The 15,506-nt window shown below is 52.5% G+C and carries 15 protein-coding genes; 4 read left to right on the forward strand and 11 right to left on the reverse strand.

Annotated elements, in window-relative coordinates; genetic code table 11:
• Window positions 1–319 precede the first annotated feature (319 nt).
• The gene (gene ulaG / locus QNN86_RS22005; protein ID WP_181618479.1) at window positions 320–1,384 is read left to right on the forward strand and encodes an L-ascorbate 6-phosphate lactonase; all 1,065 of its coding nucleotides are present in this window, start codon (window positions 320–322) and stop codon (window positions 1,382–1,384) included.
• A gap of 107 nt (window positions 1,385–1,491) precedes the next feature.
• A complete protein-coding gene (ulaR, locus tag QNN86_RS22010; RefSeq protein WP_096758569.1) occupies window positions 1,492–2,247 on the forward strand; it encodes an HTH-type transcriptional regulator UlaR in 756 nt (251 codons plus the stop codon).
• Here ulaR and yjfP read toward each other — a convergent pair.
• Window positions 2,244–2,993: an esterase gene (gene yjfP / locus QNN86_RS22015; protein WP_414212337.1), complete on the reverse strand. Its 750-nt coding sequence runs from the start codon at window positions 2,991–2,993 to the stop codon at window positions 2,244–2,246. The two genes, ulaR and yjfP, sit on opposite strands and share 4 nt — an antisense overlap.
• A 182-nt stretch (window positions 2,994–3,175) precedes the next feature.
• On the opposite strand from yjfP, the gene bsmA reads away from it, so the two are divergent.
• A complete protein-coding gene (gene bsmA / locus QNN86_RS22020; protein ID WP_096758571.1) occupies window positions 3,176–3,505 on the forward strand; it encodes a biofilm peroxide resistance protein BsmA in 330 nt (109 codons plus the stop codon).
• Between the two features lie 147 nt (window positions 3,506–3,652).
• Complete coding sequence (gene yjfN, locus QNN86_RS22025; RefSeq protein ID WP_135912687.1) at window positions 3,653–3,928, forward strand: DUF1471 family protease activator YjfN; 276 nt, start codon at window positions 3,653–3,655, stop codon at window positions 3,926–3,928.
• 85 nt (window positions 3,929–4,013) lie between these two features.
• On the opposite strand, the gene QNN86_RS22030 is transcribed toward yjfN, so the two are convergent.
• The 10 genes from QNN86_RS22030 to hfq all read right to left on the reverse strand — a co-directional run bounded on the left by QNN86_RS22030 (window position 4,014) and on the right by hfq (window position 15,500).
• Window positions 4,014–5,636: an isovaleryl-CoA dehydrogenase gene (locus QNN86_RS22030; protein ID WP_181618476.1), complete on the reverse strand. Its 1,623-nt coding sequence runs from the start codon at window positions 5,634–5,636 to the stop codon at window positions 4,014–4,016.
• 121 nt (window positions 5,637–5,757) lie between these two features.
• On the reverse strand, window positions 5,758–6,489 hold the full coding sequence (gene rlmB / locus QNN86_RS22035; RefSeq protein ID WP_096758580.1) for a 23S rRNA (guanosine(2251)-2'-O)-methyltransferase RlmB: 732 nt from the start codon (window positions 6,487–6,489) through the stop codon (window positions 5,758–5,760).
• Window positions 6,490–6,563: 74 nt separating this feature from the next.
• Entirely contained in the window at window positions 6,564–9,026 is a 2,463-nt protein-coding gene (rnr, locus tag QNN86_RS22040) for a ribonuclease R (RefSeq protein WP_181618475.1), read from the reverse strand.
• 38 nt (window positions 9,027–9,064) lie between these two features.
• On the reverse strand, window positions 9,065–9,490 hold the full coding sequence (nsrR, locus tag QNN86_RS22045) for a nitric oxide-sensing transcriptional repressor NsrR (RefSeq protein WP_096758582.1): 426 nt from the start codon (window positions 9,488–9,490) through the stop codon (window positions 9,065–9,067).
• A 215-nt stretch (window positions 9,491–9,705) separates the two neighbouring features.
• Complete coding sequence (purA, locus tag QNN86_RS22050; RefSeq protein ID WP_096758583.1) at window positions 9,706–11,004, reverse strand: adenylosuccinate synthase; 1,299 nt, start codon at window positions 11,002–11,004, stop codon at window positions 9,706–9,708.
• A gap of 102 nt (window positions 11,005–11,106) precedes the next feature.
• A complete protein-coding gene (locus QNN86_RS22055) occupies window positions 11,107–11,304 on the reverse strand; it encodes a DUF2065 domain-containing protein (protein WP_414212338.1) in 198 nt (65 codons plus the stop codon).
• Window positions 11,305–11,386: 82 nt separating this feature from the next.
• A complete protein-coding gene (hflC, locus tag QNN86_RS22060; protein ID WP_115259618.1) occupies window positions 11,387–12,391 on the reverse strand; it encodes a protease modulator HflC in 1,005 nt (334 codons plus the stop codon).
• 2 nt (window positions 12,392–12,393) lie between these two features.
• Window positions 12,394–13,647: an FtsH protease activity modulator HflK gene (hflK, locus tag QNN86_RS22065; protein WP_181618474.1), complete on the reverse strand. Its 1,254-nt coding sequence runs from the start codon at window positions 13,645–13,647 to the stop codon at window positions 12,394–12,396.
• A gap of 189 nt (window positions 13,648–13,836) precedes the next feature.
• Window positions 13,837–15,117, reverse strand: coding sequence for a ribosome rescue GTPase HflX (gene hflX / locus QNN86_RS22070; protein ID WP_096758587.1), 1,281 nt, complete (start codon window positions 15,115–15,117; stop codon window positions 13,837–13,839).
• 74 nt (window positions 15,118–15,191) lie between these two features.
• Window positions 15,192–15,500, reverse strand: coding sequence for an RNA chaperone Hfq (gene hfq, locus QNN86_RS22075; protein WP_181618473.1), 309 nt, complete (start codon window positions 15,498–15,500; stop codon window positions 15,192–15,194).
• Between the last annotated feature and the right edge of the window lie 6 nt (window positions 15,501–15,506).

Consider the following 15,506-nt stretch of genomic DNA (forward strand, 5'->3'; position numbering starts at 1 on the left):
AGGATGTTGTGCCCTCACTCTAATTTTCAAAAGTAATCACATCAAGATTGAATTTGATTAAATGTGATGCAGTACGCAAATTATTCACTTACGAATGCAATGGTTTTATCCACATCCAATCAGTTAAAAATAAATCCAATAAAAACAATCAAATATAATTTATAACTGATGATAAATCACGTCATCTCACTGTAACGCTTATCGACACCTTCTCTTTTTGTTGAAAAATCACGCATTGCCATTTTGATAAAATGGTGTCAGAATTAATCAAAATAACTCACATTTTGATTAAAATTGAACAAACATGAAGGTAAATGCGATGAGTAAAGTAAAAAGTATCACGCGTGAATCATGGATCCTGAGCACATTCCCGGAGTGGGGTAGCTGGCTAAACGAAGAGATCGAACAGGAACAGGTCGCACCTGGCACCTTTGCGATGTGGTGGCTGGGCTGCACCGGAATTTGGCTGAAATCGGAAGGCGGGACTAACGTCTGCGTTGATTTTTGGTGCGGAACAGGCAAGCAGAGCCACGGTAATCCACTGATGAAAACGGGCCATCAGATGCAGCGTATGGCAGGCGTGAAGAAACTCCAGCCAAACCTGCGCACCACGCCGTTTGTACTCGATCCTTTCGCCATTCGTCAGATCGATGCCGTTCTAGCCACACACGATCATAACGATCATATCGACGTGAACGTTGCTGCCGCCGTCATGCAGAACTGTGCCGACGATGTGCCGTTTATCGGACCACAAACCTGTGTGGATCTGTGGGTGGGTTGGGGCGTGCCAAAAGAACGCTGCATCGTGGTGAAGCCAGGCGACGTCGTTAAAGTAAAAGATATTGAAATTCATGCGCTCGACGCGTTTGATCGTACGGCATTGATCACCTTACCTGCGGATCAAAAAGCGGCAGGCGTCCTGCCTGACGGAATGGATGCACGTGCGGTTAACTACCTGTTCAAAACGCCGGGCGGTACGCTATATCACAGCGGTGACTCGCACTACTCCAACTATTATGCAAAGCACGGCAACGAGCATCACATCGACGTCGCACTGGGCTCCTACGGTGAGAACCCGCGCGGTATCACCGACAAAATGACCAGCTCCGACATGCTGCGTATGGCGGAAGCGTTGAATACAAAAGTAGTCATCCCCTTCCATCATGACATCTGGTCAAACTTCCAGGCCGATCCGCAGGAGATCCGCGTGCTGTGGGAGATGAAAAAAGACCGGCTGAAGTATGGCTTCAAACCGTTTATCTGGCAGGTTGGCGGCAAGTTCACCTGGCCGCTGGACAAAGATAATTTTGAGTATCACTACCCGCGCGGCTTTGAAGACTGCTTTACGATTGAACCGGACTTACCGTTTAAATCCTTCCTGTGATTGCACTTAAAATGCCGGGTTTTCCCGGCATTTTTACCCATTTATCTTAGTATTTTCAGGCTATTTCAAATATCATCTTTTCAAATCAATTTGTATCGGAATAGCTCATGACTGAAGCACAAAGACATCAAATATTGCTGGATATGCTGGCGCAATTGGGCTTTGTTACCGTTGAGAATGTGATCGAGCGTCTGGGCATTTCACCTGCCACAGCACGCCGGGACATCAATAAACTCGACGAAAGCGGCAAGCTCAAGAAAGTCCGTAACGGTGCAGAAGCCATTACCCAGCAGCGCCCGCGCTGGACCCCAATGAATCTGCATCAGGCGCAAAACCACGACGAAAAAGTGCGGATTGCCAAAGCCGCTTCCCAGTTAGTGAACGCGGGTGAAAGTGTCGTGATCAACTGTGGATCAACGGCGTTCCTGCTTGGCCGCGAAATGTGTGGCAAACCGGTGCAAATCATCACCAACTACCTGCCGCTGGCGAATTTTCTGATCGACCAGGAGCATGAAAGCGTGATCATCATGGGGGGGCAGTACAACAAAAGTCAGTCCATCACGCTGAGCCCACAAGGCAGCGAGAATAGCCTGTATGCCGGACACTGGATGTTTACCAGCGGTAAAGGACTGACCGCTGACGGACTGTATAAAACCGATATGCTCACCGCGATGGCTGAACAAAAGATGCTTAACGTGGTCGGCAAACTGGTGGTGCTGGTTGATAGCAGCAAGGTCGGTGAGCGCGCGGGCATGCTGTTCAGCCGTGCCGATCAAATCGACATGCTGATTACCGGCAAAAATGCGAACCCTGAGATCCTGCAACAGCTGGAAGCACAGGGCGTGACTATTCTGCGCGTTTAGAGGTGTTGGCGGAAAAACGCGACTGTCGCCGCCAGCGCTTCTGGCGTGATGCGATGCCGTACGCCTGCTTCCCACAGGCAGGTCAGCGAGTTGTCCAGACCTGCCTGGATTAGCGCCTGTTGTAAGCGGAAGGTTTCCACTGCCGGCACCACGTCGTCATCCTGGCCATGCCACAACAGCAGCGGTCTGTCGGCAAGGCGCTCCAGTTGATGCGTTACCTCCCAGTCAGCCAGTGGCGCGACAATCGCATCAAATTCCGCCTGCTGCTCCGTCGTCTGTACCAATACTGGCGGAAAAAGCGTATGGGCAAGTCGGGTAAAATAGCCCGATCCCATCAGGCAGGCTGCACATTTCACCTCGGCATGGCGCGCCATAATGCCCAGCGTTGTCATGCCCCCCATAGATGCCCCTGCCACGGCAAGACGTTCATCCAACAGCCAATTTTCTGCCACCAACGCCGCACGTAACGCCGTAAATTCCTGCATGTTTTGCTGCAATATCTGCCAGAAGCGGTGCATTCTTTCCTGCGCATCTCCGTGGAAGCGCGTGCCATGCTCGGGCGCATCGGGCATGATGACCCGAAACCCGGCCTGTGCCAGTGCAACGGCAAAATAGCTGTAGACCAGACTGGAAGAGGTAAACCCGTGGTAGACGATAATGCAGGGGAGTGAAAGGTTGCGTTTATCCGCAGGAAATGCGTGCAGGACGGGGATCCCCGCTAACTGTCGTGTTTCAATTTCTATCATTTGTCGCCTCTTTTTTTCTGGTATGCCATGGCGAAATACTTAACGCAAGTGAATGTGTGCGGCAATGATTCATAATGTTGAGAACTGGGTTACGCTTTCGCAACATTTTCATTCGAAAATCGCGTGAGAGATAACAATTCGGGAACATTCCCCCTAAAGGGAAATTAATAAGGCACTACACTATGGCTATCAGGAAACGAGATAGAGTTATGCGTCGGTTTGCCTCTTTGATGCTGGTGATGTTGTTAAGCGCCTGTAGCGTGCTGCAGGGCACGCCACAACCGGCACCGCCCGTCGCCGATCACCCACAAGAAATCCGCCGTGACCAGAGTAATGGGTTACAGCGATTGGGGGTTGTGAGCGCGTTGGTAAGAGGTTCTCCAGATGATGCGCTGGCAGAGATCCGCGCCAAAGCCGCTGCGGCTAAAGCTGATTATTACGTTGTCTTATTAGTCGATGAGACCATCGTAACAGGCCAATGGTATTCACAAGCCATTTTGTATCGTAAATAACATTGGGTTGAAATTTAGTCAGTTTTACATTGCTTTGCGCCCCTATGCGTTTTCCTGTGCACAATAAACCAACAGCAGGGAGCTGGAGGTTTATTCTCGCGATGGAATGCCCTGCCACGTGTAGGGGTACGAATAATGGAGCTGACGATGAAACAATCACTAGCCTTATCCTCACTGCTGCTTTCTGCTGGAATGGTGGATACCACGGCACAGTCTGCCGAGTTCGCCAGCGCTGACTGCGTAACGGGTCTCAACGAAATTGGCCAGATATCTGTCAGTAACATTGCGGGAAATCCGCAGGATGTGGAGCGTGTTGTGGCGTTAAAAGCGGATGAGCAAGGTGCCTCATGGTACCGGATTATTCAGATGTACGAAGAACAGCAGCCCGATAACTGGCGCGTACAGGCCATACTTTATGCATAACAGATTGCCGGATGACGTAAACTTATCCTGGCTACATTAAACGTAGGCAGGATAAGACGCGCCAGCGTCGCCATCAGGCATATTATTACCGTAATCCCCCCGTTGCCCGCAGTAGCAAATCATTCTGTACCTGTTCAGACAACTTCATCCCGCCGCGCGTATCCAGCATCATCTGACACCAGGCCTGCGCCACGGGCGGAGACGCATAACGCAACATCTGCGTCCCGCAGCCGAGCAGGAACAGCTGCTGGGTAATTTCCCGTCCCAGCGCTTCACTGGGTTTGTGTAAATGCGGCTGTAGCTTACGCACCATTCGATCGTAATGCCTGTCTTGCCCTTTGACCTCGGCAAAGGCCTCGCTGAGCATGTCGACCATACCAGGTTGCTTCGCCAACACCCGCAGCACATCAAGGCACATGATGTTGCCAGACCCTTCCCAGATGCTGTTGACCGGCATTTCACGGTATAAGCGCGGCAACTCGCTCTCTTCGCAATAGCCTGCACCACCGAGCACCTCCATGGCCTCTGCAACAAACGGCATACCGCTTTTGCAGATGGAAAACTTGGCTGCCGGGGTGAACAACCGGGCCCACAACGCTTCTTTCGCATCAGTTCGACGATCCCAGGCCCGCGCCAGGCGAAACAGTAGCGCGGTTTGACCTTCCAGTTGAAGCGCCATGCGGCTTAATACCTGTCGCATCATCGGTTGCTCAATCAGCGGCTTGCTAAATACCTGGCGTTGATGCGCATGATAAATGGCGACAGAAAAAGCGCGTCGCATCATACTGTGGCTCCCCAGCGCACAGTCAAAACGCGTCATGCCGCCCATTTTCAGAATATGGCGAATACCTTCACCTTCTTCTCCCAGCAGCCAGCCCATCGCGTCCTGAAATTCAACCTCACAGCTGGCATTAGAGCGATTGCCTAACTTATCCTTCAGCCGCTCAAGGCGAATGGCATTACGCTGACCATCAGGTAAAAACCGCGGCACAAAAAAGCAGGATAAGCCGCCCCTGGCCTGCGCCAGCACCAGATGGGCGTCACTTTGCGGTACCGAGAAGAACCATTTATGCCCCACCAGCCGATACGCACCATCCGCCAGCCGTTCTGCCTGAGTGGTATTGCTCAGCACATCCGAGCCACCCTGCTTTTCCGTCATCCCCATACCAATCAGCAGGCCGCGTTTTTGCCCACCGGGCAGAAGATGAGAATCGTAGCGATCGCTACGCAGCGGCGTCAGCCAGTCATGAAATTGCGAAGGTAACATCTGGAGTAACAGCGGCGTAGCGGCAAAGGTCATGGTCACCGGGCATAAGGTTCCCGCTTCCACCTGTGCATGCAGCATAAAACGTGCAGCTCGGGCAACAAACGTTCCCTGCCGCGCATCCTCTTCCCAGGCAAGATTATGCACGCGGTTGGCGCATAATCCCTGCATCAGTAAATGCCAGGCGGGATGAAAGCGCACATCATCCAACCGCTGCCCCTGCGGATCGTATCGCAGCAATTCAGGCGGATACGCATTAGCCAACCTGCCCAGTTCAAGCGATTCTGCGGTGCCTAATTGCTGACCAATACTGGCGAGGAGATCGCTGTCCCAGGCCGCGCCCTCGCGGTTGACTGCTTCACACAGTGCTCCATCCGACAGGTATAAGTTGCTGTTATTGAGTGGTACAGGTTGGTTAAAAACGGTATGCGTTTGCCAGTGCATTGCGTCTCCCTCCATCAATGGCTGTAACCATAAGTATGGTCATTCAGCAAAGAGAGTGCCTGGGATAGCGGTCACAAAAAAGCCATCCCGGATGGATGGCTTGAGAAAATGGAGGAATCAATTACCCGCGCTGACGCACAGCCTCAAACAGGCAAATCCCCGTCGCAACAGAAACGTTAAGTGATGAAACGCTCCCCGCCATCGGAATACTGATCAGCTCATCACAATGTTCGCGGGTCAGACGACGCATACCTTCGCCTTCTGCGCCCATCACCAATGCCAGACGACCGGTCATTTTGCTCTGGAACAGAGTATGGTCCGCTTCACCGGCGGTTCCGACGATCCAGATATTCTCTTCCTGCAGCATACGCATGGTACGCGCCAGATTGGTCACGCGGATCAGCGGTACGTTTTCAGCAGCACCGCAGGCTACTTTTTTCGCCGTGGCATTCAGCAGCGCAGAACGATCTTTCGGTACGATAACCGCGTGCACACCGGCAGCGTCTGCGCTACGCAAGCAAGCACCAAGGTTGTGCGGATCGGTGACACCATCGAGGATCAAAAAGAACGGTTGATCAAGTGAGGCAATCAGATCCGGCAGATCGTTCTCCTGATACTGACGACCCGGTTTCACGCGGGCAATGATTCCCTGATGAACTGCACCCTCACTTTTCTCATCCAGGAACTGGCGATTCGCCAACTGGATGACAACACCCTGGGCTTCCAGGGCATGGATCAGCGGCAGCAGGCGTTTGTCTTCACGCCCTTTGAGAATAAAGACCTCCTGAAAGCGCTCAGGCGCACGCTCAAGCAGGGCCTGCACCGCATGGATGCCGTAAATCATTTCACTCATGAATGTACTCGTTAAGATAGTTTAAGTGTAACGCCGGGCAACGCGGTGGCCGCCCGGCTTACGGTTTATGGCTGTTATTGCGCGACGTTCTTTTTCGCCGCGCGTTTGGCTTTGGTGGCGGCCGCGATTTTAAGCGTTTTTGTCGAGGGTTTTTTCGCTTTTTTATCGCCTTTTTTCTCAGCCGTTTTTTTATCCGCCTGAGGTTTGGCTTTGCCTTTTTTCTCGCCGCGGAATGCGCTATCCGGCTCGAAATTCACCTTTTTTCCCGCCTGACGACGTCGGCCGGTGCTTTTACCCGTATCGCCTTTCTTCGCCTTGTCACGCGCAGTTTTACCCTCGTTGCGCGGGGCACGTTCGCTGGAGATCAGGCTAAAGTCGATTTTACGCTCGTCCATGTTGACGGCTTCCACACGCACTTCGACGCGATCGCCCAGGCGATACATCTGACCGCTTGATTCACCGGTCAGGCGTTGCCCAACCTGATCGAAGCGATAGTAGTCGTTATCCAGCGAGGAGACATGCACCAGGCCGTCAATAAACAGTTCATCCAGGCGGACAAAGAAGCCAAAACCGGTCACACTGGCAATGACGCCTTTAAAGACATTACCGACCTGATCCAGCATGAAGTCACACTTCAGCCAGTCAGAAACATCACGCGTAGCTTCATCAGCACGACGTTCTGCCATAGAACAGTGCTGACCCAGTTGCAGCATCTCTTCCATCGAATAGTGGTAGCCACCGGTTTCCGTGGTATTGCCTTTGTGGCCCTGCTCCTGCGCCAGCAGATACTTGATCGCACGGTGCAAAGAGAGGTCCGGGTAACGACGGATCGGCGAGGTAAAGTGGGCATAAGACTGCAGCGCCAGACCAAAGTGACCGCGGTTTTCGGGATCGTAAATCGCCTGCTTCATCGAGCGCAGCAGCATTGTTTGCAGCATTTCTGCGTCAGGTCGATCGGCAATCGACTCCAACAACTCGGCGTAATCGCGCGGCTCGGGTTTGTTACCGCCCGGCAATTCCAGTCCCAACTCCGCCAGCACGGAACGGAAGGAGGTAATCGCTTCAGTCGTCGGCTTGTCGTGGATACGGAACAGTGCCGGCTCTTTGGCTTTCTCAACAAAACGTGCCGCTGAGATGTTCGCCAGGATCATGCACTCTTCGATCAGCTTGTGTGCGTCGTTACGCTGAGTCTGCTCAATGCGTTCAATACGGCGTTCGGCATTGAAGATAAACTTCGCTTCTTCGCTCTCAAACGAGATACCGCCGCGCTCTTCACGGGCCTTATCCAACACTTTGTAGAGATTGTGCAGCTCTTCAATGTGTTTCACCAACGGTGCGTATTGCTCACGCAGCTCCTCATCACCCTGCAGCATGTGCCAGACCTTGGTGTAGGTCAAACGCGCGTGGGAGCTCATCACCGCTTCATAGAATTTGTAGCCCGTCAGACGCCCTTTCGTGGAGATGGTCATCTCACAAACCATGCACAGCCTGTCTACCTGTGGGTTCAGCGAGCATAACCCGTTGGAAAGGACTTCCGGTAGCATCGGTACAACCTGCGACGGGAAGTAGACGGAAGTCCCGCGACTGCGCGCTTCCTGGTCCAGCGGGGTAGGCGGACGCACGTAATAACTGACGTCAGCGATAGCAACCCACAAACGCCAGCCACCGCCGCGTTTCTTCTCACAGTAGACTGCGTCATCAAAGTCACGCGCATCTTCACCATCAATTGTCACCAACGGCAAATCACGCAGGTCAACACGACCGATTTTAGCCTCTTCCGGTACTTCTTCTTTCAGCCCGGCGACCTGTTTAACAACCGCATCAGGCCAGATATAAGGGATTTCGTGCGTACGCAGGGCCATATCAACGGCCATGCTGGTACCCATGTTGTCACCCAGCACTTCAACAATTTTACCCACCGCTTTAGTGCGACGAGTTGGGCGCTGGGTCAGTTCAACCACCACCACAAAGCCCATGCGGGCGCCCATCACCTCTTCTGGTGGGATCAGGATATCAAAGCTGAGACGGCTGTCGTCCGGGACGACAAAACCTACGCCCGCATCGGTAAAGTAGCGACCGACAATCTGACTGGTTTTCGGCACCAGTACACGCACAATACGCGCTTCGCGGCGGCCTTTACGATCCGCGCCCAGCGGTTGCGCCAGTACCTGATCGCCATGGATGCAGGTTTTCATCTGCTCACTGGAGAGATACAGATCGTCTTTACGTCCTTCGACGCGCAGAAAGCCGTAGCCATCACGGTGGCCAATAACGGTACCTTTCAGCAGGTCAAGACGCTCCGGCAGTGCGTAACACTGCCGACGGGTGAAGACCAGTTGCCCATCACGCTCCATCGCGCGCAGGCGGCGACGAAGCGCTTCGAGCTGCTCTTCGCCTTCAATGTTGAGTTCAACGGCCAGCTCATCGCGGTTGGCCGGTTTTTCACGTTTAGTTAAATGTTCGAGGATAAATTCCCGGCTCGGGATGGGATTCGCGTATTTTTCTGCTTCGCGTTCCTGGAAAGGATCATGTGACATCGAGGTTCCTCCATTGTCAGCTCTGATGAAGATTTTCGTCACTCCACCAGCAATAATTTATATAGCGGTTGATTCTTTTCAACCAAATCGGCAAGTGTGTAGTTGTCCAGTTCCGTGAGAAAACTTTGCACTGCCTTAGAAAGCGCCTGTTTGAGTCGACAGGCAGGGGTAATGTGGCAAAACTCGCTGCTACAGTTGACCAGCGTCAACGGCTCCAGCTCGCGGACCACATCACCAATACCAATATCTTTTGCCGCTTTGCCCAGGCGGATACCGCCATTTTTTCCACGGATAGCAGTAACGAAGCCAGCCCGGCTAAGTTGATTAATTATTTTGACCATATGATTACGGGACACGCCGTAGACTTCTGTCACCTCAGAAATACTGGTCATACGTCCTTCGGGTAGCGACGCCATGTAGATTAGCGCACGTAATCCGTAATCGGTGAAACTTGTTAACTGCACATCAACCTCAGGAAAAAAGGATAAAACGGATAAGCCTGGTAGTATTAATTATATTGATGATAAACCAGCCACCAGCCAGGTCGCTAATTTATTTCAGTTCGGGAAGGAAAAAAGCGAGGAACTTACGTGATTTTAAGCCAGATACCGATGCAATACATCTTATCCGGCCTATGATAAAGCAAGCGCAGCGCCATCAGGCACTGCGCTACACATGATTATGCGTCGAACGGGTCGCGCAGGATCATGGTTTCAGTACGGTCTGGGCCAGTTGAAATGATATCAATCGGCACACCGGTCAGCTCTTCAATACGCTTGACGTAGTTCAGCGCTGCCTGCGGCAGACCGCTACGCTCTTTCACACCGAAGGTGGACTCAGACCAGCCAGGCATGGTTTCGTAGATCGGCTCGATGCCTTTCCAGTCGTCAGCTGCCAGCGGGGTAGTCGTGACTTCACGGCCATCCGGCATACGGTAAGCGACACAGATTTTCACTTCTTTCAAACCGTCCAGGACGTCCAGTTTGGTCAGGCAGAAGCCAGACAGGGAGTTAATCTGTACAGCACGACGCACAGCAACGGAGTCCAGCCAGCCGGTACGACGACGACGACCGGTGGTTGCGCCATATTCGTTACCCTGCTTGCACAGGAACTCGCCGACATCATCAAACAGTTCAGTCGGGAACGGACCCGCACCTACACGAGTAGAGTAGGCTTTGATGATACCCAGAACGTAGTCCACATAACGCGGACCCAGGCCGGAGCCGGTCGCCACGCCACCTGCGGTGGTGTTGGAGGACGTTACGTACGGATAGGTACCGTGGTCGATATCCAGCAGCGTACCCTGCGCACCTTCAAACATGACGAAATCGCCACGCTTACGCGCCTGGTCCAGCAAATCGGAAACATCAACAACCATAGAGGTCAGGATGTCGGCAATCGCCATCACATCATCCAGCACTTTCTGGTAGTCAACGGCTTCAACTTTATAGAAATTCACCAGCTGGAAGTTGTGATATTCCATCACTTCTTTCAGTTTTTCAGCGAAGGTTGCTTTATCAAACAGATCGCCAACGCGCAGACCGCGACGTGCTACCTTGTCTTCATAAGCTGGCCCGATGCCACGACCGGTGGTGCCGATCGCTTTCGCGCCACGTGCTTTCTCACGCGCATTATCTAACGCAACATGATAATCAAGGATCAGCGGACACGCTTCAGACAGCAGCAGGCGCTCACGGACAGGAATCCCGCGGTCTTCCAGTCCTTTCATCTCTTTCATCAGCGCGGACGGAGACAGCACAACACCGTTACCGATGATGCTGATGACGTTTTCGCGAAGAATACCTGATGGAATAAGATGGAGGACGGTTTTTTCACCGTTGATTACGAGAGTATGGCCTGCGTTGTGACCACCCTGGTAGCGCACAACATATTTAGCCCGTTCAGTCAGGAGATCGACGATCTTCCCTTTACCTTCGTCACCCCATTGGGTGCCCAGTACGACGACGTTGTTACCCATTTTTCAAAATCACCGTTTGCTTAAAAATGGATTCTACCACCGCTTTTTCAGATATACAGCACTTTTTGCATGCGGAAATCCGTAAATTAGTCTACTTATTGGTCAGCCAATCGTTTTCTTCAACATGTAGTAGACCACCACGCCTGCAACCACAAGACCTCCACCAAAACGCCGCAAAATATTTTCAGGAAGTTGCGCCATTGCCCCGATCATTTTCTTCCAGGCACTGGGATATAGCATCGGACCCAGTCCTTCCAGCACCAAAACCAGCGCGAGTGCCAACAAAATTATTGAGTTCATCCGTTGTCCTTATCTAAAAAGAAAACCACCGCATCCTTGGGGATGCTGGTGGTTTTGCTGGTTTAAAACCGCGGGTGCGAGTTTAGCGTGTTGCGTTGCTCGGCGTCTTCATGTAGCGGAAGAAATCGCTGTCCGGGCTCATGATCATCACGTCCTGATTGCCTTCGAAGCTCTTCTCATAAGCACGCAGGCTACGGATGAAGGCGTAGAAGTCAGGATCCTGACTGAATGCATCAGCAAACAGTTTAGCGGCTTCTGCATCGCCTTCACCGCGCATAATACGGCCCTGACGCTCAGATTCTGCCAACGTTTTGGTGACTTCATAGTCCGCTGTTGCACGCAGTTTTTCCGCTTCTTCCTGACCCTGTGAACGATGGCGACGTGCTACGGCTTCACGCTCAGCACGCATACGGTTGTAGATCGCCTCAGACACTTCAGCAGGCAGGTTGATTTGCTTAATACGCACGTCAACCACTTCGATCCCCAACGCCGCCATACTGTTCGGGTTGATGACCGGTACTTTACCGTTGGTTTCAGCCTGAACGCGCTCAGCCGCTTCGGCAATCGCGCTATCCGCTGCCGGCGTTGCGACTTCGTCTTCCGTACCTGCAGAACCCGAGTTCAGCGCGTCACGGACTTCCAGCGTTAAGCGACCACGAGAGTCGGTAACGATGTCTTTTACGTCCAGACGACCAATTTCAGAACGCAGACGGTCAGAGAACTTACGTTTCAGCAGAACTTCTGCCTGAGAAACATCGCCACCGCCCGTTGCCAGGTAGTAACGGCTGAAGTCACTGATACGCCACTTGATGTAGGAATCAACGATCAGGTCTTTCTTCTCTTTGGTGACAAAGCGATCGGCCTGGTTGTCCATGGTCTGAATACGCGCATCAAGCATCTTCACGGATTCAATAAATGGAATCTTGAAGTGCAGACCCGGTGCAACAACCAATGGTTTGTTGTCATCGTCACGTAAAACTTTGCCAAAGCGCAGAGTAATACCACGCTCGCCTTCTTTGACCACAAAGAGAGACATGAACAGCACTACCAGAACGATGATGATAATCGCAATAACTGACTTACGCATCGTTATTCCCCCTGACGCTGGTAGTCGTTACGCTGCGCGTTAACGCGGCGTTGGTCCATAATATCGCCCTGACTGGTGGACGAAGTGTTGCTTGCTCCCGTGCTGGAAGAGGATGCTGGCGGCAGAGTCAGCAGGTTTGAGCTGCTCTGACTCTTGGCTGCCGGAGCGTTGCCGCCTTTTAGCATTTGATCCAACGGCAGAACCATCAGATTGCCACCCTTGTCGTTAACCAACACCTTACGGGTATGGCTCAGCACTTTTTCCATGGTCTCGATATACAGACGCTCGCGAGTAATTTGCGGTGCGGCTTTATATTCCGGCAGGATTTTGGCAAAACGCGCCACCTCACCCTGAGCTTCCAGGATGGTTCGTGTTTTGTATGCACGCGCTTCTTCAAGAATACGCTGCGCCTGACCATTAGCACGCGGCTGTACTTCGTTGGTGTACGCTTCTGCTTCACGAATGTACTGCTGCTCGTTTTCACGCGCCGCAATGGCATCGTCAAATGCCGCTTTCACTTCTTCCGGCGGACGAGCAGCCTGGAAGTTGACGTCCAGCAGGGTAATACCCATGTTGTATGGACGAATGGTTTCTTCCAGTTCACGCTGGGTATCGCTACGAATAACGGTACGCCCTTCGGTCAGGATACGGTCCATGGTGTATTTACCGATAACCCCACGCAGTGCACTGTCGGTTGCCTGACGCAGGCTGTCATCAGCACTGGTCACGCTAAACAGATATTTCTGCGGGTCGGTCACGCGGTACTGCACGTTCATCTCAACGCGCACGACGTTTTCGTCAGAAGTCAGCATCACACCGGAGGCTGCCAGTTCACGCACGGCTTCAACGTTTACCGGCGTAACGGTATCCACAAATGTCGGTTTCCAGTTCAGACCCGGCTCAACCAAATGGCTGAATTTACCGAAGCGTGTTACTACGCCGCGTTCCGCTTCTTTAATGGTGTAGAAACCGCTGGCTGCCCAGATAATGACAATAGCGGCTGCAGCAATAGTAAAGACTCGACCGCCCAGTTGCGGACGCGGACCTTGCGATGAACTACCGCCACCAGAGCCTGTACCTTTACCGCCACCCAGACCACCGAGTTTTTTACTCAGCTTGCGGAAGATATCATCGAGATCGGGAGGCCCCTGCTCGCGACCACCTTTGTTTCCATTTCCCTCAGGGTTGCCGCCAGGTTTGCTGCTTCCCCAGGGGTCGCGGTCTTGTCCGTTATTACCGGGCTGATTCCACGCCATGTTTGTGCTCCATATTTGTTATGCGATGCTATACCTGCGTCTTTTGCGTTGCAGATGCGTTGGCTACGCCCTTCAACCCCAGTCACATAGTTGACTATGCGTTTGGGGATGTCGGGACTTGCCGCCTTCCTACCGTACAAAATCCACGAGGTATAGAGGCGAAAAAATCTTCAGGCCATATCCGACAGGTCAGACAACATAGTCTTCCAGTGCCGGTTCTTGTTTACAGAGGCGACGCCAGTCAACGATTGGCATACGTACTTGCAGACCTACGCTGCCGTCCTCCTCCATCCACTCTCTTTCTATTGCCTGAAGTTGGTAAAACCGGCTTCTCAGACGCCCTTCCTGCGGCGGCAAACGCAGCGTATGCTGCGCAACCTCACCAGAAAGACGCTCTGTTAAAGCCTGAAAAAGCTGTGGTATGCCAATACCGGTTTGCGCTGAAACCCAAACGCGGATTGGTTTATTTTCTTCATCTCTGTCGATACGCGGTTCAAAATCGTCCAGCATATCGATTTTATTCATCACCAGCAGAGTCGGGATCTCATGCGCATCGATCTCTTCGAGTACCGTATCGACGGCCTCAATGTTTTCCTGCACACGAAAATCTGCCGCATCAATCACGTGCAGCAGCAATGTCGCCTGACGAGTTTCCTGTAAAGTGGCTTTAAATGCCGCTACCAGGTCATGCGGTAAATGACGGATAAACCCTACGGTATCCGCCAGCACGGTTTCGCCGACGTCCGCCACATCGATACGACGTAGCGTCGGATCCAGGGTCGCAAACAGTTGATCTGCTGCATAAACCCGGGCTTCGGTTATCTGGTTGAACAGGGTGGATTTTCCGGCGTTGGTATATCCCACCAGTGATACGGTTGGGACATCCGCTTTCTTGCGCGACTGCCGCCCCTGCTCACGTTGCTTTTCAACTTTTTGCAGGCGCGACTGGATCTGCAAAATACGATTACGCAGCAAACGACGGTCGGTTTCGAGCTGGGTTTCACCCGGACCGCGCAAACCAATCCCGCCCTTTTGCCTTTCAAGGTGGGTCCAGCCACGGACCAGACGCGTAGCCATATGGCGCAACTGCGCCAGCTCAACCTGCAACTTACCTTCATGGGTACGCGCACGCTGGGCAAAAATATCTAAAATGAGACCGGTCCTGTCGATAACAAGACACTGGCATAACTGTTCCAGGTTACGTTCCTGGGCAGGGCTCAAAGCATGATCAAAAATCACCACCGCAGCGCCAGTCGCTTTTACGGCTTCCGCAATTTCGATTGCCTTACCTTCACCAACAAAAAACTTCGGGTGCGGTGCTTTACGGCTCCCGGTAATCACCTGCATTGCTTCGACACCGGCGGAAGAAACCAGAGATTCAAACTCCTGGAGGTCTTCCATATCTTTGTCTTGCGAAAAATAGATGTGTACCAGTACCGCCTGCTCACCGGCATCATAACGGTCAAACAAGCGTCAACCCCTTAATATATATCAACGGGGAACGCAGGATCTCTGGCTCCCCGTGTGTAAAACAGCCCAAAACCTTACTCGGTTTCTTCGCTGTCCTGTTGCGCAGAAGAACCCTGCGCGTTGCTACCGTGATGGTAGTTGCTGCCAGTGCCGCCGGCGGCATTATTGCTGTGATGAGAAACCGGGCGAGACGGGACAACAGTAGAAATCGCGTGCTTATAAACCATCTGGCTGACCGTGTTTTTCAACAGGATCACGAACTGATCAAAAGACTCGATTTGACCTTGCAGCTTAATACCATTCACCAAATAAATAGAAACTGGAACACGTTCCCGACGCAATGCGTTCAGGAACGGATCTTGTAAAGATTGCCCCTTAGCCATTCTCTC

It is taken from the genome of Citrobacter sp. C348, from assembly GCF_047467975.1.
GTDB classification, from domain to species: domain Bacteria; phylum Pseudomonadota; class Gammaproteobacteria; order Enterobacterales; family Enterobacteriaceae; genus Citrobacter; species Citrobacter gillenii.

Coding starts and splice junctions, on each gene's coding strand:
- ulaG (WP_181618479.1), top strand. CDS start 320: ATGAGTAAAGTAAAAAGTATCACGCGTGAATCATGGATCCTGAGCACA.
- ulaR (WP_096758569.1), top strand. CDS start 1,492: ATGACTGAAGCACAAAGACATCAAATATTGCTGGATATGCTGGCGCAA.
- yjfP (WP_414212337.1), bottom strand. CDS start 2,993: ATGATAGAAATTGAAACACGACAGTTAGCGGGGATCCCCGTCCTGCAC.
- bsmA (WP_096758571.1), top strand. CDS start 3,176: ATGGCTATCAGGAAACGAGATAGAGTTATGCGTCGGTTTGCCTCTTTG.
- yjfN (WP_135912687.1), top strand. CDS start 3,653: ATGAAACAATCACTAGCCTTATCCTCACTGCTGCTTTCTGCTGGAATG.
- QNN86_RS22030 (WP_181618476.1), bottom strand. CDS start 5,636: ATGCACTGGCAAACGCATACCGTTTTTAACCAACCTGTACCACTCAAT.
- rlmB (WP_096758580.1), bottom strand. CDS start 6,489: ATGAGTGAAATGATTTACGGCATCCATGCGGTGCAGGCCCTGCTTGAG.
- rnr (WP_181618475.1), bottom strand. CDS start 9,026: ATGTCACATGATCCTTTCCAGGAACGCGAAGCAGAAAAATACGCGAAT.
- purA (WP_096758583.1), bottom strand. CDS start 11,004: ATGGGTAACAACGTCGTCGTACTGGGCACCCAATGGGGTGACGAAGGT.
- QNN86_RS22055 (WP_414212338.1), bottom strand. CDS start 11,304: ATGAACTCAATAATTTTGTTGGCACTCGCGCTGGTTTTGGTGCTGGAA.
- hflC (WP_115259618.1), bottom strand. CDS start 12,391: ATGCGTAAGTCAGTTATTGCGATTATCATCATCGTTCTGGTAGTGCTG.
- hflK (WP_181618474.1), bottom strand. CDS start 13,647: ATGGCGTGGAATCAGCCCGGTAATAACGGACAAGACCGCGACCCCTGG.
- hfq (WP_181618473.1), bottom strand. CDS start 15,500: ATGGCTAAGGGGCAATCTTTACAAGATCCGTTCCTGAACGCATTGCGT.